Source organism: Lysobacter oryzae DSM 21044 (assembly GCF_059568595.1).
This window is the reverse complement of record NZ_JCANTQ010000012.1, coordinates 111,642-127,451: the sequence shown is the minus strand read 5'-3', so window position 1 is coordinate 127,451 and position 15,810 is coordinate 111,642. Positions and strand designations below refer to the sequence as shown.

General features: G+C 69.9%; 16 protein-coding genes. 8 read left to right on the top strand and 8 right to left on the bottom strand.

Annotated features, from left to right (window positions below):
- Positions 1-13: 13 nt before the first annotated feature.
- Positions 14-1,330, bottom strand: coding sequence for an amidohydrolase (locus tag BP05_RS11070; RefSeq protein ID WP_496363371.1), 1,317 nt, complete (start codon positions 1,328-1,330; stop codon positions 14-16).
- A gap of 139 nt (positions 1,331-1,469) precedes the next feature.
- Between BP05_RS11070 and BP05_RS11065 the strand changes: the two genes are divergently transcribed.
- Positions 1,470-2,396, top strand: a complete 927-nt coding sequence (locus BP05_RS11065) for an alpha/beta hydrolase (protein ID WP_496363369.1) — start codon at positions 1,470-1,472, stop codon at positions 2,394-2,396.
- Positions 2,397-2,496: 100 nt separating this feature from the next.
- Positions 2,497-3,828 (top strand): APC family permease, encoded by a 1,332-nt coding sequence (locus BP05_RS11060; RefSeq protein WP_496363367.1) that lies wholly within the window; start codon positions 2,497-2,499, stop codon positions 3,826-3,828.
- Here BP05_RS11060 and BP05_RS11055 read toward each other — a convergent pair whose 3' ends face one another.
- Together BP05_RS11055 and BP05_RS11050 are read right to left on the bottom strand one after the other, a co-directional pair.
- Positions 3,829-4,239: a DUF3574 domain-containing protein gene (locus BP05_RS11055; protein WP_496363365.1), complete on the bottom strand. Its 411-nt coding sequence runs from the start codon at positions 4,237-4,239 to the stop codon at positions 3,829-3,831.
- A complete protein-coding gene (locus BP05_RS11050) occupies positions 4,239-4,640 on the bottom strand; it encodes a YybH family protein (RefSeq protein WP_496363364.1) in 402 nt (133 codons plus the stop codon). Before BP05_RS11050 ends, BP05_RS11055 begins: the two co-directional genes overlap by 1 nt.
- A 306-nt stretch (positions 4,641-4,946) precedes the next feature.
- Between BP05_RS11050 and BP05_RS11045 the strand changes: the two genes are divergently transcribed.
- Positions 4,947-5,900 carry a TerC family protein gene (locus BP05_RS11045; RefSeq protein WP_496363363.1) on the top strand — a complete coding sequence of 318 codons (954 nt, stop codon included), beginning with the start codon at positions 4,947-4,949 and terminating at the stop codon, positions 5,898-5,900.
- Here the strand turns inward: BP05_RS11045 and zapE are convergent.
- Together zapE and BP05_RS11035 are read right to left on the bottom strand one after the other, a co-directional pair.
- Positions 5,897-7,006 carry a cell division protein ZapE gene (gene zapE / locus BP05_RS11040; RefSeq protein WP_496363362.1) on the bottom strand — a complete coding sequence of 370 codons (1,110 nt, stop codon included), beginning with the start codon at positions 7,004-7,006 and terminating at the stop codon, positions 5,897-5,899. The two genes, BP05_RS11045 and zapE, sit on opposite strands and share 4 nt — an antisense overlap.
- Positions 7,007-7,042: 36 nt before the next feature.
- Complete coding sequence (locus BP05_RS11035; protein ID WP_496363361.1) at positions 7,043-7,726, bottom strand: alpha/beta hydrolase; 684 nt, start codon at positions 7,724-7,726, stop codon at positions 7,043-7,045.
- A 153-nt stretch (positions 7,727-7,879) separates the two neighbouring features.
- Between BP05_RS11035 and BP05_RS11030 the strand changes: the two genes are divergently transcribed.
- Together BP05_RS11030 and BP05_RS11025 are read left to right on the top strand one after the other, a co-directional pair.
- Positions 7,880-8,497: a hypothetical protein gene (locus BP05_RS11030; protein ID WP_496363360.1), complete on the top strand. Its 618-nt coding sequence runs from the start codon at positions 7,880-7,882 to the stop codon at positions 8,495-8,497.
- A gap of 30 nt (positions 8,498-8,527) precedes the next feature.
- On the top strand, positions 8,528-9,799 hold the full coding sequence (locus BP05_RS11025) for an XVIPCD domain-containing protein (protein ID WP_496363359.1): 1,272 nt from the start codon (positions 8,528-8,530) through the stop codon (positions 9,797-9,799).
- A gap of 76 nt (positions 9,800-9,875) precedes the next feature.
- Here the strand turns inward: BP05_RS11025 and BP05_RS11020 are convergent, their stop codons facing one another.
- The 3 genes from BP05_RS11020 to BP05_RS11010 form a co-directional block, all read right to left on the bottom strand.
- Positions 9,876-10,391, bottom strand: coding sequence for a c-type cytochrome (locus tag BP05_RS11020; protein ID WP_496363356.1), 516 nt, complete (start codon positions 10,389-10,391; stop codon positions 9,876-9,878).
- Between the two features lie 145 nt (positions 10,392-10,536).
- Positions 10,537-11,421: a hypothetical protein gene (locus tag BP05_RS11015; RefSeq protein ID WP_496363354.1), complete on the bottom strand. Its 885-nt coding sequence runs from the start codon at positions 11,419-11,421 to the stop codon at positions 10,537-10,539.
- Between the two features lie 84 nt (positions 11,422-11,505).
- Positions 11,506-12,228 (bottom strand): glutamine amidotransferase, encoded by a 723-nt coding sequence (locus BP05_RS11010; RefSeq protein ID WP_496363352.1) that lies wholly within the window; start codon positions 12,226-12,228, stop codon positions 11,506-11,508.
- Between the two features lie 97 nt (positions 12,229-12,325).
- Between BP05_RS11010 and glyQ the strand changes: the two genes are divergently transcribed.
- Genes glyQ through glyS form a run of 3 tightly spaced genes read left to right on the top strand, consistent with a single transcriptional unit; the run spans position 12,326 to position 15,716 of the window.
- A complete protein-coding gene (gene glyQ / locus BP05_RS11005; RefSeq protein WP_496363350.1) occupies positions 12,326-13,267 on the top strand; it encodes a glycine--tRNA ligase subunit alpha in 942 nt (313 codons plus the stop codon).
- Positions 13,264-13,626 (top strand): cupin domain-containing protein, encoded by a 363-nt coding sequence (locus tag BP05_RS11000; protein WP_496363348.1) that lies wholly within the window; start codon positions 13,264-13,266, stop codon positions 13,624-13,626. The genes glyQ and BP05_RS11000 overlap by 4 nt, the downstream gene beginning before the upstream one ends.
- Positions 13,623-15,716 carry a glycine--tRNA ligase subunit beta gene (glyS, locus tag BP05_RS10995; protein ID WP_496363346.1) on the top strand — a complete coding sequence of 698 codons (2,094 nt, stop codon included), beginning with the start codon at positions 13,623-13,625 and terminating at the stop codon, positions 15,714-15,716. The genes BP05_RS11000 and glyS overlap by 4 nt, the downstream gene beginning before the upstream one ends.
- The last annotated feature ends 94 nt before the right edge of the window (positions 15,717-15,810 follow it).

Sequence of the window (15,810 nt, the reverse complement as noted above, 5' to 3'; positions counted from 1 at the left end):
GGACCCGCGCGGGTTACGAGCCGCCGTGGAGGTAATCCAGCGTCACCTGCAGCATCGCGCGCAGGCCGAGGTCGAGCGCGGATTCGTCCAGGTTGAACTGCGGCGAGTGGTTGCTTGGCGCGGTGACCGGATCGATGCCCTTGGCGGTCGCGCCGACGAAGAAGTACATCGACGGCACCTCCCTGGCGAAATACGCGTAGTCCTCCGCGCCCATCTGCAATGGCGGCTCGACCACGTTGTCCTTGCCGGCGACCGCTTCCAGGCTCGAACGCATGCGCGCGGTCAGCGCGGCATCGTTCATCGTCACCGGATTGCCCTTCGCATCGGGCACCCTGGCCTCCACGGTCGCGCCGTGCGCGGCGGCGACGTGCTCGGCGACGTTCTTCAGGTCGGCGAAGATCTTCTCGCGCATGCCCAGGTCGAAGGTGCGGATGGTGCCGGTCACCTCGACGTCGTCGGGAATGATGTTGAAGCGGATGCCGCCATGGATGGTGCCGAAGGTGACCACCGCCGGCAGCCTGGCCAGGTCGGTGCGGCGCGACACGATGGTCTGCGCGGTGCCGATCATGTCGGCGGCCGCGACGACCGGATCGATGCCGCCCCACGGCCGCGAGCCGTGCGTCTGCCGGCCGTGGACCTTGATGGTGAAGCGGTCGGACGCGGCGAGCATCGGGCCCTGGCGCACGCCGATCTGTCCGGCCTGCAACGTGGAGAACACGTGCAGGCCGAAGATCGCATCGGGCTTGAAGGTCTTGAACACGCCTTCCTCCAGCATCATCGGCGCGCCGCCGTTCTCGCCCGGCGGCACGCCTTCCTCCGCCGGCTGGAAGATCAGCATCACCTGGCCGGGCAGGTCCTTGCGCATCGCCACCAGCGCGTCGGCGACGCCGAGCAGGATGCCGGCGTGGCCGTCGTGGCCGCAGGCGTGCATGACGCCGGTGGTCTGGCCGTTGAAGCTGGCGGTCAGCTTCGAGGCGAAGGGCAGCCCGGTCTGCTCGGTCACCGGCAAGGCGTCGATGTCGGCGCGCAGCGCCACCTTCGGTCCCGGCTTGCCGCCCTGGATGATCGCGATCACGCCGTGGTGGGCGATGCCGGTCTGCGGTTTCAGGCCGAGCGCGCGCAGGTGCTCGGCGATCTTCGCGGCGGTGCGTTCCTCGCGATTGGACAGCTCGGGATGCGCGTGGAAGTCGCGGCGCCACGCGATCACCTTGGCCTGCTCGGCCTGGGCCGCCGCGGCGACTTCCGGCCGCTCCGACGGCCCCACTTGAACGCCTTCGGCATGGACAGCGAGCGCGCACAGCGCGAGGGGCAGGACGGCAAGGCGGCGCATGGCGCTCTCCGAGGACGGAAAGGCCCGATGCTAACGCCAAAGCCGGCGCCTGCCCGTGCCCGCTGTGGCCATTGGCGGACCTGCGTCAACGCCGCGCGCCGCCATGCGTTGGCTTGGACAACGGACCACGGGGACGAAGATGCAGACGAAGCGCAATCCATCGGCGCGGCTGGCGGCATTCGCCCTCGGCATCGGCCTCGCCACCACGATGGCCGTGCCCGCTGCGGGCGCGCGCGGCCGCCTGGGCGAGCGCATCGCCGAGCGCATGGCCATGCGCCGTACGCTGCCGCTCGACCCGGCGGCGATTCCCGCGAACGTCCAGGTGTGGCGCGAGCGCGCCTACGGCGGCGATCCCGCCCAGCGCTACGACGTGTACGCGCCGCGTGGCGCGACGCATGCGCCGACCCTGTTCCTGGTCCATGGCGGCGGGTGGAAGCGCGGCGACAAGGGCGCGGCGAACCTGGTGGCGGCGAAGGTCGAACACTGGACGGCGCAGGGCTACGTGGTGATCTCCGCGAACTACCGCATGCTGCCCGCGGCCGATCCGCTGCGGCAGGCGCGCGACGTCGCCGCCGCCGTCGCGGCGGCGCAGCGCGAGAGCACGCAGTGGGGCGGGGATGCCGACCGCTTCGTGCTGATGGGCCATTCCGCCGGTGCGCACCTGAGCGCGCTGTTGGCGGCATCCCCCGACCTGCTCGCGCAGGCGAACGCGCGCCCCGTCCGCGGCGCCGTCCTGCTCGACAGCGCGATGCTCGACACCGCGCGCTTCATGGCGGCGCCGCACCCGCGGCTCTACGACGAGGCCTTCGGCGACGACCCCGCGTACTGGCGCGCCGCCTCGCCGGATGCGCAACTCGTTGCGCCGGGCGTGCCGTTGCTGGCGGTGTGCTCGGCGCGGCGCCGCGACTCCTGCGCGCAGGCACGCGACTTCGTCGCCCACGCCAACCGGCTCGGGCGCCGCGCGCAGGCGTCGCCGCAGGCGCTGAGCCATGGCGAGATCAATGCCGAGCTGGGCCGGCCATCGGCCTACACCGCGACGGTGGACCACTTCCTGCGCAGCCTGTAGCCGCGCGCGCGGCGCCAGCGCATAAGCAGATGCCGCGGCCGCACTTGGAGCGGGCCCGGCGCGCGTGCGACCCTGCGGCAACTCCGCCACGCGCCCGCCGATGAACGATTCCTCGTCCACCCGCTCCACCGCATTGCAGGGCGACGCGGCGCTGCTGCGCGCGGTCGGCAGCTTCGCGCTCACCGCCGCGGTGATCAACGTGATCGTCGGCGGCGGCATCTTCCGCATGCCCTCGGCGCTGGCCACGCAGATGGGCGCCGCCGCGCCGCTGGCGCTGGTCGCCGGCGCGCTGGCGATCATCCCGATCGCGCTGTGCTTCGCCGCGGTCGGCAGCCGCGTGCAGGTGACCGGCGGCCCGTACAGCTACCTCAGCGCGACGTTCGGGCCGTTCGCCGGTTTCGTCGGCGGCGCGCTGATGTGGATCAGCAACTTCACTTCCAGCGCCGGCGTCGCCGCGGCGCTGTCGGTGCAGGTCGCCAACCTCGTACCCGCGTTCGCGCCGCCGTTGCCACGCGCGTTGCTGCTGACGTGCGTGTACGCCGCGCTGTTCGCGCTCAATGCGTTCGGGGTGAAGCTGGGAGCGCGCGCGATCACCACCCTGGCCGCGCTGAAGCTGACGCCGCTGTTCGCGCTCGCCGCGATCGGCCTGTTCTTCGTCGACTGGAACCAGGTGAGCTTCGCGATCGGCGACGTGCCGTCGTGGGGGGCGCTGGGCGCTTCGATGGTGCTGGTGATGTTCGCGTACTCCGGCATGGAAACCGCGCTGGTGCCGTCGGGCGAACTCAACGATCCGGCGCGCGACGTGCCGCGCGCGACGCTGGTGGCGATCCTGCTGGTGGTGCTGCTGTACCTCGCCCTGCAGGTCGTCGGCCAGGGCCTGCTCGGCGCCGGCCTGGCGCAGAGCGGCGTACCGGTCGCCGATACCGCCGGCGCGTTGTGGGCGCCCGGTCGCGTCCTGCTGCTGGTCACCGCGTGCATCTCGATGACGGGCTTCCTGATGGGCAACCTGTTCGGCACCGCGCGCCTGGTGTTCGCCCTCGGCCGCGACGGCTACCTGCCGCGCATGTTCGGCACGGTGAGCCCGGTGCACCGGGTGCCGCTGTGGGCGCTGGCGGTGCATGCGCTGCTGGCGTGGGGCCTGGCGATCGCCGGCAACTTCGATGCGCTGGCGCTGATCTCCGGCGGCGCGATCTGCCTGGTCTACGGCCTGGTCAGCCTCGCCGCGTGGCGCGCACAGACGCTGGACCTGCGCGAGCGCGGCGATGCGCCGTTCGTGCTGCCGGGCGGGTTCGCGATTCCACTGCTGGCGGTTGCCGCGATGGTGGCGATCACGGCGACCCTGACGCGCAAGGAATGGCTGGCGATCGGCATCGCCCTGGCGGCGCTGGTCACCACCTATGCGCTGCTGCACCTGCGCAAGCGCGCGGCCTGATCAGAACGCGACGCAGGCGGGCGTGCGCACGCGCATGACCGCCTCCTGGCGGAAGCGCCGCCGGTAGTCCGCCATGATTTCGCGCACCGCGGCTTCGTTCGCGCGGTCGCGGGGATGCAGCAGGTCCAGCACGTACGCATCCTCGCGGGTGATCGATCCGTCGCTCGAACGCCACTGGCCCGACGCCGGCCACGTGCTCAGGCCCTGCGGAAACCGCGGCGTCACCACTTCGCCGAGGAACTGCGCCCACTGCGCCGGCGTGACCGCACCGTCCGGCGTCTGCGTGCCGAAGTACAGCCGCTCCTCGACCATCGCCTGCTCGCCGGCGCCGCACGACCCGGCGTGCAGCGAGGCGCACCCGGTGCACGCCAGCGTGGCCAGCACCAAGGCGATGCCTGGCAGGCGCTGCATCACGCGCCGGACGGCGCGGCGAGCAGATTGGCGTCGCGCGCCAGCCGCCAGCGGCCGTGCTCCTTGCGCAGGATCGTCAGCGTGTGGCCGCTGCGCACCACCGGTGCCTGCCCGGGCTGCGTCGTCGTCACGCTCAGGTGCGAGCGCAGGAAGGCCCAGTCGCCATGTACCTGGATCTCCTGGATGTCGCTGCGGCCGTCGAACGTCACCGCGGACGCCGCCTGCGCCTGCGCCTGCGCGGCCGCGGCGAATTCGTGCTTGCCGAACGGTGGCCGGCCCGCCACCAGGAACACCGCGTCGTCGGTCATCAACTCCAGCACCGCGGCGGTGTCGCCGGCACGCGTGGCGTCCATCCAGGTCTCGACCAGCGCGCGGATCGCATCTTCATCGCTGACTGCCATCGTGCCGCTCCATCGGGGGTGCCGGCGATTGTGCGCGCACCGGTGCGCCGGAGGCGTCAAGCACGCGTGGCCCCATTCACCGAACTGGGCACAGCGGGGCCGCGGTAGCCCTCTGCTATGCTCCGGGTCGAAGGGGAGTAGCTCCCGCTGCCGGATCGTCATTACGGGCTCAGGCCCCGGTCCCGCAGGCAACCGCAGCGCGGTTGCGAGCAAGACCTTCGCCGCGAGCGGCGAAGCGTCCCCTTCCTCTGGATGACGCCTCCTGGCCCGCGGCCGAGAGGCGTTTTTCACATCTGGAGATCCGACATGCAAACCATTGGCAGCCCGATGTTGTGGGCCGCGTTCGCGGCACTGGTCGTAGTCGCCTTGCTGGTCGACCTGGTGCTCATGCGCCACGGCGGCCCGCACAAGGTGACGTTCAAGGAGGCGCTGGGCTGGAGCGTGGGCTGGGTCGCGCTCGCGCTGCTGTTCAACGCCGCGCTGTGGTGGTGGGTGGCCCGCGAGGCCGGCGCCGAAGCCGGGTCGCGCGTCGCCCTGGAGTTCCTCACCGGCTACCTCGTCGAGAAATCGCTCGCGGTCGACAACATCTTCGTGTTCCTGATGCTGTTCTCGTACTTCGCGGTGCCGGAGGAGCAGCGCCAGCGCGTGCTGGTGATCGGCGTGCTCGGCGCGATCGTGTTGCGCGCGCTGCTGATCTTCGCCGGCGCGCTGCTGCTGGCCCGGTTCCACTGGATCCTCTACGTGTTCGGCGCGTTCCTGGTGTTCACCGGGATCAAGATGTTCCTCGCCGCCGGCAAGGCGCCGGACCTGGAAGCCAACCCGGCGCTGCGCTGGATGCGCGGCCATCTGCGCCTGACGCCGGGGTACCACGAGCGCGCGCTGACGGTGCTTCGCGACGGCGTGCGCTGGTACACGCCGCTGTTCGTGGTGATCGTGCTGATCGGCATCACCGACGTGATCTTCGCGGTCGATTCGATCCCGGCGATCTTCGCGATCACCGACGATCCCTTCATCGTGCTGACCTCGAACGTGTTCGCGGTGCTCGGCCTGCGCGCCATGTTCTTCCTGCTGCAGGGCATGGCCGACCGATTCCACCTGCTGCCCTACGGGCTCGCGCTGGTGCTGGTGTTCATCGGCGCGAAGATGCTGCTGCTGGACGTGGTCGAGATCCCGGTGCTGGCGTCGCTGGCCGGCGTCGCGCTGATCATCGGCGCCACCATCGCGCTGAGCCTGCGCCGGCCCGCCGCGACGGGCGGCTAGCCGCGGTGTTCCAGCGCCAGGTATTCGGCCGACTGCATCTCGATCAGGCGCGAGGTGGTGCGCTCGAAGGCGTGCGCGAGCTTGCTCCCCGCGTACAGCGCGGTCGGCGCGGCCGCCGCGGTGCAGACGAAATTGACGTGGCGGTCGTACAGCTCGTCGATCAGGTGGACGAAGCGCCGCGCCGGATCGTTGCGGGTGTCGTCGAACTGCGGGATGCCGCCGAGCAGCACGGTGTGGTGCTCGGTGGCGATCTCGATGTAGTCGCTGGCCGCGCGCGGCCCCTCGCACAGCGCGGCGAAGTCGAACCAGGCGTGGCCCTCGGCGGTGGCGCGCACCGGAATCTCGCGGCCGTCGATCTCGATGCGCCCGTTGGCGTTGGCGCACGGATCCTGCGGCAGGCCGGCGGTGAGTTCGCGCCAGCGCGACGCCAGCCAGTCGTCCGACTGCGCATCCAGCGGCGCGCGGTACACCGGCGACTTGGTCAGCGCGCGCAGCCGGTAGTCGTTGGGGCTGTCGAGCAGCAGTTCGACCGTGTGCGCCTGCAGCTGCGCGATCGCGGGCAGGAAGCGCTCGCGCTGCAGGCCGTGCGCATAGAGGTTGGCCGGCGCGGTGTTGGAGCTGGTCACCAGCGCCACGCCTTCGGCGAACAGGCGCTCGAGCAGGCGCCCGAGCAGCATCGCGTCGCCGATGTCGTTGACGAAGAACTCGTCGAGCACCAGCACGCGCAGGGTGCGCCGCCACTCGCTGGCGATCTTCGCCAGCGGATCGCTCTCGCCGGCGTGCTCGCGCAGGGCGGCGTGCACCTCGCGCATGAAGCGGTGGAAGTGGGTGCGGCGCTTCTCGGCGATCGGCAGCCCATCGAAGAACAGGTCGATCAGGAAGGTCTTGCCGCGGCCGACGCCGCCCCACAGGTACAGCCCGCGCGGGGTCTCCGGCTTCCTGCCAAGGAACCCATCGAACAGCCCGCGCTTCGCCGGTTGCAGCAGCAGCGCATGCAGGCGGTCGAGTTCGCGCAGGGCGGCGTGTTGCGCGGGATCGTCGCTCCAGTCGCCGCGCGCGACGCCCTGGGCGTAGCGCTGCGAGGGCAGCGGGGCGGGATCGGTCACCGGCGCGTCCTGCCGTGCTTCAACGACCGCATCGCTTCAGTCCGCCACCGGGTTGGGCAGGTACGGGCGCACGCCGGTCTTTATCGCGCCGCGCAGGTCCATCAGCCGGCGATGGAAGAAGTGGCTGGTGTCGGGCATGCGCACCAGCTCCGGCTGCAGGCGCAGCTGCGGCTGCAGCGACTCGAGCCAGTCGTACACCGCCTGCGGATCGACCACTTCGTCGGCGTCGCCCTGGATCACCAGCCACGGACAATCCGGCGGCGTGATCGCGTCGAAGTCCCAGCTGCGTCCGGCCGCGGGCGGGGCGATCGAGATCAGCATCCCCGGCTGCAGCTCCGCGGCGCACTTGATGGTCACGTACGCGCCGAAGCTGAAACCGGCCAGCCACAGCTGCGCATCGGGGCGCTGCTCGCGCACCCAGCCGGCGACATGGCGCAGGTCGTCGGATTCGCCCTGGCCGTGGTCGAAGTGGCCGTGCGAGGCGCCGGTACCGCGGAAGTTGAAGCGCACCGTGGCGATGCCCGATTCGCGCAATGCGCGCGCGGCCATCGTCACCACCTTGTTGTGCATGGTCCCGCCCTCGGTGGGCAGCGGGTGGCAGACGATCGCGACGATCGGCTGCGCCGGTCCTTCGGGCAGGTCGACCGCGGCCTCGAGGTCGCCGGCGGGGCCGGGCAGGGTCAGCGGCGTGGATTCGGTCGGGAACGTGGGGGCGTTCATGGGGAAATGATAAGGCGTGCAGCAGGGTTCGGCTCTCGCGCGCCGGACCAATCTTGAAATGGGCTGCTCCAGCACCGTATAAGGCCACTAATGGTGCTAGGGATGCTCGCACCAATTCGTGATGATTGGCGGCCGATACCAAGGAGTGGTGGGATGCACAAGCGGATGGTCCTTCCCCTGTTGCTTGCATTCGCGACAGGATGCACCTCGGGCTCCAGTTCGGAGTCGACCCGCGTCGCGGACGGTGCGCTCCTCGCCGGCATAGCGGCGCCGTCTACCGCACTGGCCAGCGCTTCGGACCAAGTTGCGCACTCGATGTGCGCCGGCCAAGAAGCGGTTCTGTTCGCTTGCAAGACAACGAAGGGCAAGCTCGTTTCGATCTGCGCTTCCAGGAACGTAAGCGCAGACCAGGGCTATCTGTATTACGCCTACGGATCACCCGCGGGGCCTGAACTCGTATTTCCCGGCCACAGGCGGCCACCCGGTGACTTCAAGCGAACCCAGTTGACCTTCGCCGGATCGACCGGCGGATACGCGTATTCATTTGCTACTGGCGGCTACCGATACATCGTCTATTCGGTGTCAGGTGCCCAGGGGCTCGAAGAGCAAGGCGTCATGATCACAAGAGGCGACGCGCGGAAGGCAGTTGCCGCACTGCCCTGCACCAAAGGCACTGTTGTCGAGGACGACGACCCGGCATTGCTTGACATAACCCTCGCGTGGCCCGCAGATGCGGATTTGGAGCAACACGGGCTACCACGGCGGGATTGATCGAGAACCAACACTCAAGGAGGAGTGATCATGTCCACGGATAATGCGAACTTTCTGTTGCGCAGGGCAATGGCGGCGGGAATCAGCGACCCGAAGGAGCTGGCCAACTTCATGGGCCAAATGCAAGTTGAGTCCGGCGGCTTCCGGCGGATGAGCGAGAGCCTGCACTACACGGGGAAACGACTTCTGGAAGTGTTCCCTGGTCGAAACGGCATGAACACCTTGGACGATGCCAATCGCATCGCTGCCGGCGGCCCACAGAGCATTGCCAATGCGGTCTATGGCGGCACATGGGGCAAAAAGAACCTGGGCAACGTCCATCCCGATGACGGGTGGGCCTATCACGGCAGGGGTTATGTGCAGCTGACTGGGCGTGCCCATTACGCCAACGTGGGGAAGCAGTTGGGACTGGATCTGGTCAACCACCCCGAACTAGCGGAACACCCAGAAAACGCCGCGCGCATAGCCATCTACTACTGGAAGACGCGGGTCGTTTCCAATGGGCACCAGCACGATGTGAAGGCCTCCACGCGCGACATCAATGGTGGATACAACCACCTCTCCGAAAGGAAGGAGGCGGTCCGGATGTGGGAGCGGCGACTCGCAGATCCCACCCGAGAAGCCCGCGAACAGGATGATGGAGCGCAGCAGTCGCGAGGTGAAGTGAAACGGCGGGAAGTGGAGCGACCCGCCGTTCGCGGCATCGATGTCTGCCACCTTCAGCAACAGCTGACACGGCTTGGCTATCGCGATGCCCATGGCCGTCCACTCAAGCCCGACGGCGACTTCGGCGACCGCACGCGCGAGGCCGTGCAGGCCTTCCAGCGTGCGCATGGCATCGATCCGCTCGGCGTGGTGGGGCCGCAAACGCGCGCGGCGCTGCGGCAGGCGGGGCACCACCCGACGCCAGTGGATCCCGCTCATCCCGATCACGCCCTGCATCGGCAAGGCATGGCGGCCGTGCATCGGCTCGATGCCGGTCTCGATCATCCGCGGGACGAGCACAGCGCACGGCTGGAGGCCAGTGTGACCCGGCTGGCCAAGCAAAGTGGGCTGACCGTCATCGACCATGTCGTCATCAGCCGGAACGGGAATGTGTTCGTGGTCCAGGGCGGCCTGGACGACCCCGCCCGACGGGTCGCGCACATGCCGTTGCAGGTGGCGCTGGCGACGCCGGCCGCCGAGTCCTTCCGGCAGCTAGCGACGCATCCGCCGAGGGCGCCGGATCGTGCCATCGAGCAGACGCACCAGGCCCGGCCGTTCGAACACCATGAGGGCCTGCGACGCGTCTTGGCCCCGTGACGCCCGCGATCATCGGGGCGCACAAACGACAACGCCGCCCGGAGGCGGCGTTGCTTGGGCGCGGCTGGCGAACCGCTTACTTGAGGTTCGACACCATCCAGTCGACCGTGGCCTTGATCTGTTCGTCGGTCAGGGCCGGGTTGCCGCCCTTGGCGGGCATCACGCCGGCGGCGCCGGTGAAGCCTTCGATCGCGTGCTTGTACAGCGTGTCCTTGCCCTGGGCGATGCGCGGACCCCAGTGCGCCTGGTCCAGGGTCGGGGCGCCGCCGGCACCGGAGGTGTGGCAGCCGGTGCACAGCTGGCCGAAGATCACCGAGCCGTCGGTGGTGCCGCCGTAGGCGACCTGCGAGGCAGCCTGGGCCGCGGCGGCGGCTGTCGCGGCAGCCTGGGCGGCGGCGCCGGTGCTGCCGGCATAGACCGCGCCGGCGGGGGCGATGCGTTCGGCGGTGCGCTTGGCCGCGACCGGGCTCACTTCCACCGGCAGCTGCTGGTGCACGTAGTAGGCGCCGAAGATCAGGCCCAGCGTGACCAGCATCAGGAAGCCGATCACCATGGAGAATTTCTTGAGGAATTCGAGGTCGTAATTGCGCACGAGGGACTGTTCCTGAGACGTGTTTCCCGGGCCGCGGATCGGGCTGGGCCCGCCGGGTCAAAGAGCGCGAATTATTCCAGAAGCGGGGAGCGGGCGCGAGTTTCCGCTGCAAACGCGGGCCCGATGCGGTGATCCGGGGCCGTAATCAGGCCTCCAGGCCCGCGGCCGGCGCGTCGCCCGCGACATCGCGCCACAGGTGGTACATGACCCCGAACATCACCACGTACAGGACCAGCACGAACAGCATGTAGAGCGGCAGGAACACGACCAGCGCCAGCACCGGGTGCAGCAGGCCGAGGATCGCCGCCACCAGCAGCAGGCCCACGCCGGCCGCCATCAGCAGGGCGAAGGCGACCAACGCCATCACCAGCAGCGGCAGCAGGTTGCGGGCCGCGCCGGACAGGCCTTCGAACACCGCCGTGCCCACGCCGCGCCCACGCAGCGCCAGCTGGCCCAGGCCGATCGAGAACACCGCCGCCACGAACAGGGCGAACAGCCCGCCCAGACTGAAGAGCCCGCCCAGGCCGTCCGGCGGTGGCGGCAGTTGCTGCCCGGGCTTGGCGTCCTGCAGCAGTGCGCTCACCTGCAGGTACCACTCCTGCAGGTGCTGCAGCGCGCCGCCGAACAGCGCCCACAGCAGCGAGAGCGCGCCCAGCTGCACCAGCAGCATGACGAAGCTGAAGGCGATCATCCGCTGCGCATCGTGGGCGTTGCGGAACGGCGCGAGCACGTCGGCGGCGTGCGCGGGCTGGCCGCGCTCGCTGGCGTCGATCACGCGCAGGTAGCCGCCCATCAGGGGCCCGAGCAGGATCACCGCCAGCACGGTCGTCAGCGCGGCGATGAACGTGGCGCCCGCGGGTCCGGGCCGCAGCGACGCGTGCGCGAACGCCTGCAGGAAGCCCGGCACCAGGGCCCCGATCATCAGCAATGCCGCGCCGCCGAAGATTGCGCGCGGGTTGTTCCGCCCGGAGTTGAGGCCGCGCTTGAGCCAAGTCAGGCCAGCGAGCGGTCCGTGGGCGCGTGTGGTCATTGCCGAAACATCTCCAGGGGAAGGGCGCAGCCGCAAGATGGGGCCGCGCAGGGACGACCCCAATGCTCGGCGCGGCGGCGAATGTTAGCGGGGCAGCTGGCGCGCGTGGCGCACGAAGCGGCGCAGCACCAGCCGTGCGTGCGGAGTGGCGCTGATCGTGCGCGCCACCTGCTTGTGGCAGCGGCCCTCGCGGGTCAGCGCTTCCTCGCGGGCGCGCACGTAGCCGCGCATGTGCGTGGCGGAAAACTCCGGGTGGAACTGCACGCCCCAGGCGCGATCGCCCCAGCGGAAGGCGTGGCAGGCGTCGTGGTCGGACTTGGCCAGCACCGTGGCGCCCTCCGGGGCGCGCAGCACGCTCTGCAGGTGGGTGGCCTGCGCCGGGAACTGCGCGGGCAGGCCGGCGAACAGCGGGTCGTGTTCCGCCTGCGGGTGCAGCGCGAGCTGGACCGTGCCCATCTCGCGGCCGGCCGGGTGGTAGTCGACCTGGCCGCCGAGCGCATGCGCGATCAGCTGGTGGCCGTAGCAGATCCCGAACAGCGGCAGGCCGTCGTGCGCGGCATCGCGCAGCCACTGCGCGGAGCGCTCGCTCCAGGCATGGCGGTCGGTGACCATCGCGCCCGAGCCGGTGACGATCGCGCCGGCAAAGCCCTCGCGCGCGGGCAGGGTTTCGCCGGCCTCGACGTTCACCACCACCGCGTCGTCGGCTTCGAGTCCGGCGGCGACACGGATCCAGTGCGGGAAGCCGCGGTGGCGGCGCATGGATGCGACCGGCTGGCCGGTCTCCAGGATCAGGAAAGGAGCATTCACGACAGGCGGAAAAACATGGGAAAAAGCGGTGGAAAACCAGTGGCGGCGAGGCTCGTGGCTATACTACCGCGCTTTGCCCCGCGGCCTTTCCGAACCCATGTCACAAGCCAGCGCGCCGCCGCCGTCACCGATCACCTTCCAGCAGCTGATCCAGCGCCTCAACGCCTATTGGGCCGAGCGCGGCTGCGTGCTGATCCAGCCGCTGGACCTGGAAGTGGGCGCCGGCACCTTCCATCCGGCCACGTTCCTGCGCGCGCTCGGTCCGGAGCCGTGGAACGCCGCCTACGTGCAGCCCTGCCGCCGCCCCACCGACGGCCGCTACGGCGAGAACCCCAACCGCCTGCAGCGCTACTACCAGTACCAGGTGGTGATGAAGCCCAGCCCCGACAACATCGTCGAGCTGTACTTCGATTCGCTCAAGGCGCTCGGCGTGGATCCGCTGGTGCACGACCTGCGCCTGGTCGAGGACAACTGGGAATCGCCCACCCTCGGCGCCTGGGGCCTGGGCTGGGAAGTCTGGCTCAACGGCATGGAAGTCACCCAGTTCACCTACTTCCAGCAGGCCGGCGGCCTGGAGTGCCGCCCGGTGCTCGGCGAGATCACCTACGGCCTCGAACGCCTGTGCATGTACCTGCAGAACGTCGACAACGTGTTCGACCTGATCTGGACCCACGGCCCCGACGGCACGCCGGTGACCTACGGCGACGTCTACCACCAGAACGAGGTCGAGCAGAGCACCTACAACTTCGAGCATGCCGACGTCGCCGAACTGTTCCACCGCTTCGACGCCTGCGAGCGGGAAGCACAGAAGCTGATCGAGCTGGGCCTGCCGCTGCCGGCCTACGACCAGGTATGCAAGGCCAGCCATTCGTTCAACCTGCTCGACGCGCGCCGCGCGATCTCGGTGACCGAACGCCAGCGCTACATCCTGCGCGTGCGCAAGATCGCCCAGGGCGTGGCCGAGGCCTATTACCTGCAGCGCGAGAAGCTCGGCTTCCCGGCGTTGCGCAAGGGCGCCGCGGAGACGACCGCGGCATGAATCCGCGGCTGACCCCGGCGCACGCGCTGGATGCGCTCGCGCGCCGCGCGGATGGGCAACGCTGGGTCGGCCTGTTCCGGCACGGTTCGCTCGAGGTCGAGTTCTACCAGCCACGCGGCACCGACCCGCAGGCGCCGCACGCGCGCGACGAGGTCTACGTGGTGGTCGCCGGCCGCGGCGACTTCGTCTGCGGCGGGCAACGGCAGCCGTTTGAAGCGGGCGAGCTGCTGTTCGCGGCCGCCGGCGTCGAACACCGTTTTGAAAATTTCAGCGACGATTTTTCCACCTGGGTGCTGTTCTACGGCCCCCAGGGCGGCGAAGCCGGCGCCACGCACACCGCAACACAGGACCCTGCATGAGCACGCAACTGCCGCTGCTGATCGAACTCGGCACCGAAGAACTTCCGGTCAAGGCCCTGCCGGGCTTGGCGCAGGCGTTTTTCGACGGCGTGCTGGACGGCCTGGCCAGGCGCGGAATCGCCTTCGACCGGGGTGACGCCAAGCCGCTGTACACCCCGCGCCGGATCGCGGTGCGCCTGCCGGGCGTGGCCAAGGAGCAGCCCGAGCAGGCCTCGGAAGTGCTCGGCCCCTATCTCAACATCGCGCTCGACGCCAACGGCGAACCGACCCGGGCACTGCAGGGCTTCGCGCAGAAGGCCGGGGTCGAATGGACCGCGCTGGACAAGACCAGCGACGCCAAGGGCGAGCGCTTCGTGCACCGCGCGGTGAAGCCGGGCGCAGCGACCGCGGCCCTGCTGCCGGAGATCATCAACGAGGCGATCGCGGCGATGCCGATCCCCAAGCCGATGCGCTGGGGCGACCACGACTACGGCTTCGCCCGGCCGATGCACTGGCTGGTGCTGCTGCTGGGCAAGGACGTGGTCGCCGGCGAAGTGCTGGGCATCCGCGCCGACCGCATGAGCCGCGGTCATCGTTTCCTGCACGACAAGCCGGTGTGGATCAACAACGCCGGCGAGTACGTCGAGGCGCTACGCGGCGCCAGGGTGCTGGTCGATCCGGACGAACGCCGCGCGCGCATCGTCAGCGAAGTCGAGCATGCCGCGCAGGCCGGTGGCGGCGCCGCGCGCATCGACGCGGGCATCCTCGAGGAGGTCAACGGCCTCACCGAATGGCCCAAGGCGATCGCCTGCAGCTTCGACCGCGACTTCCTCGCGGTGCCGCAGGAAGCGCTGATCGCGACGATGGAGGCGAACCAGAAGTTCTTCCCGGTCCTCGATGCCAGCGGCAAGCTCAGCGAGCGCTTCATCGGCATCGCCAACATCGAATCCAAGAACGAAGCGGAAGTGCGCAAGGGCTACGAGCGGGTGATCCGCCCGCGCTTCGCCGACGCGCAGTTCTTCTTCACCGAAGACATGAAGCAGGGCCTGGCCGCGATGGCCGAAGGCCTCAAGAGCGTGACCTACCAGGCCAGACTCGGCAGCGTCGCCGACAAGGTCGCGCGCGTGGCGGCGCTGGCCGAAGTGATTGCGCCCCAGGTCGGCGTCGATCCGCAACTCGCACGTCGCGCCGCGGAGCTGTCCAAGGCCGACCTGCAGTCGCGCTTGGTCAACGAGTTCCCGGAACTGCAGGGCGTCGCCGGCCGCTACTACGCCGCGGTGGAGAACCAGCCGCTCGAAGTCGCCCACGCGATCGACGAGGCCTACATGCCGCGCTTCGCCGGCGACGCGATCGCGCCGTCCAAGCTGGGCCAGGTGCTGGCGATCGCCGAACGCCTCGACACGCTGACCGGCGGCTTCGCCGCGGGGCTCAAGCCGACCGGCAACAAGGATGCGTTCGCGCTGCGGCGCAATGCGCTGGGCCTGGCGCGCACGCTGATCGAAGGCGGGCTCGATCTCGACCTCGACGCGCTGCTGGCGAAGGCGCGCGAAACCGTCGGCGCGATCGCGCTGGACAAGGCGGCCCCGGCAACCGCCAACGTCGCGGAGCTGCGCGAGTTCATAATCGACCGCCTGCGTGGTTACTACGCCGACCAGGACGTGCCGGTGCAGCAGTTCGAATCCGTCGCCGCGCTGCGGCCGGCCTCGCTGCTCGACTTCGACCGCCGCCTCAGGGCGATCGCCGAATTCGCCCGGCTCCCCGAAGCCGAGGCGCTGGCCGCGGCCAACAAGCGCATCCGCAACATCCTGAAGAAGGTCGAAGGCGCGCTGCCGACCGCAATCGATCCGGCGCGCTACACCGAAGCGGCCGAGCGTGAGCTGGGCGACGCGGTGGCAGCGGCCATCGCCGACACCGATGCGCAGGTCGAGGCGCGCGATTACGTCGCCGTGCTCGGCCGCCTCGCGCGCCTGCGTCCGCAGGTCGACGCGTTCTTCGACCAGGTGATGGTCAACGTCGACGACCTGGCCGTGCGCAACAACCGCCTCGCCCTGCTCAAGCGCCTCAGCGACCGCCTCGGCAGCGTCGCGGCGATCGAGCACCTGTCGGTCTGAGCAGTGCATGCGGCTGCGGTGGCTGCTGCCGCCGTAGCCGCGCCGCGGCCGGCAGCGCAGCGTGCAGATCCCGGCGGTGCGCGCGCAACGCAAG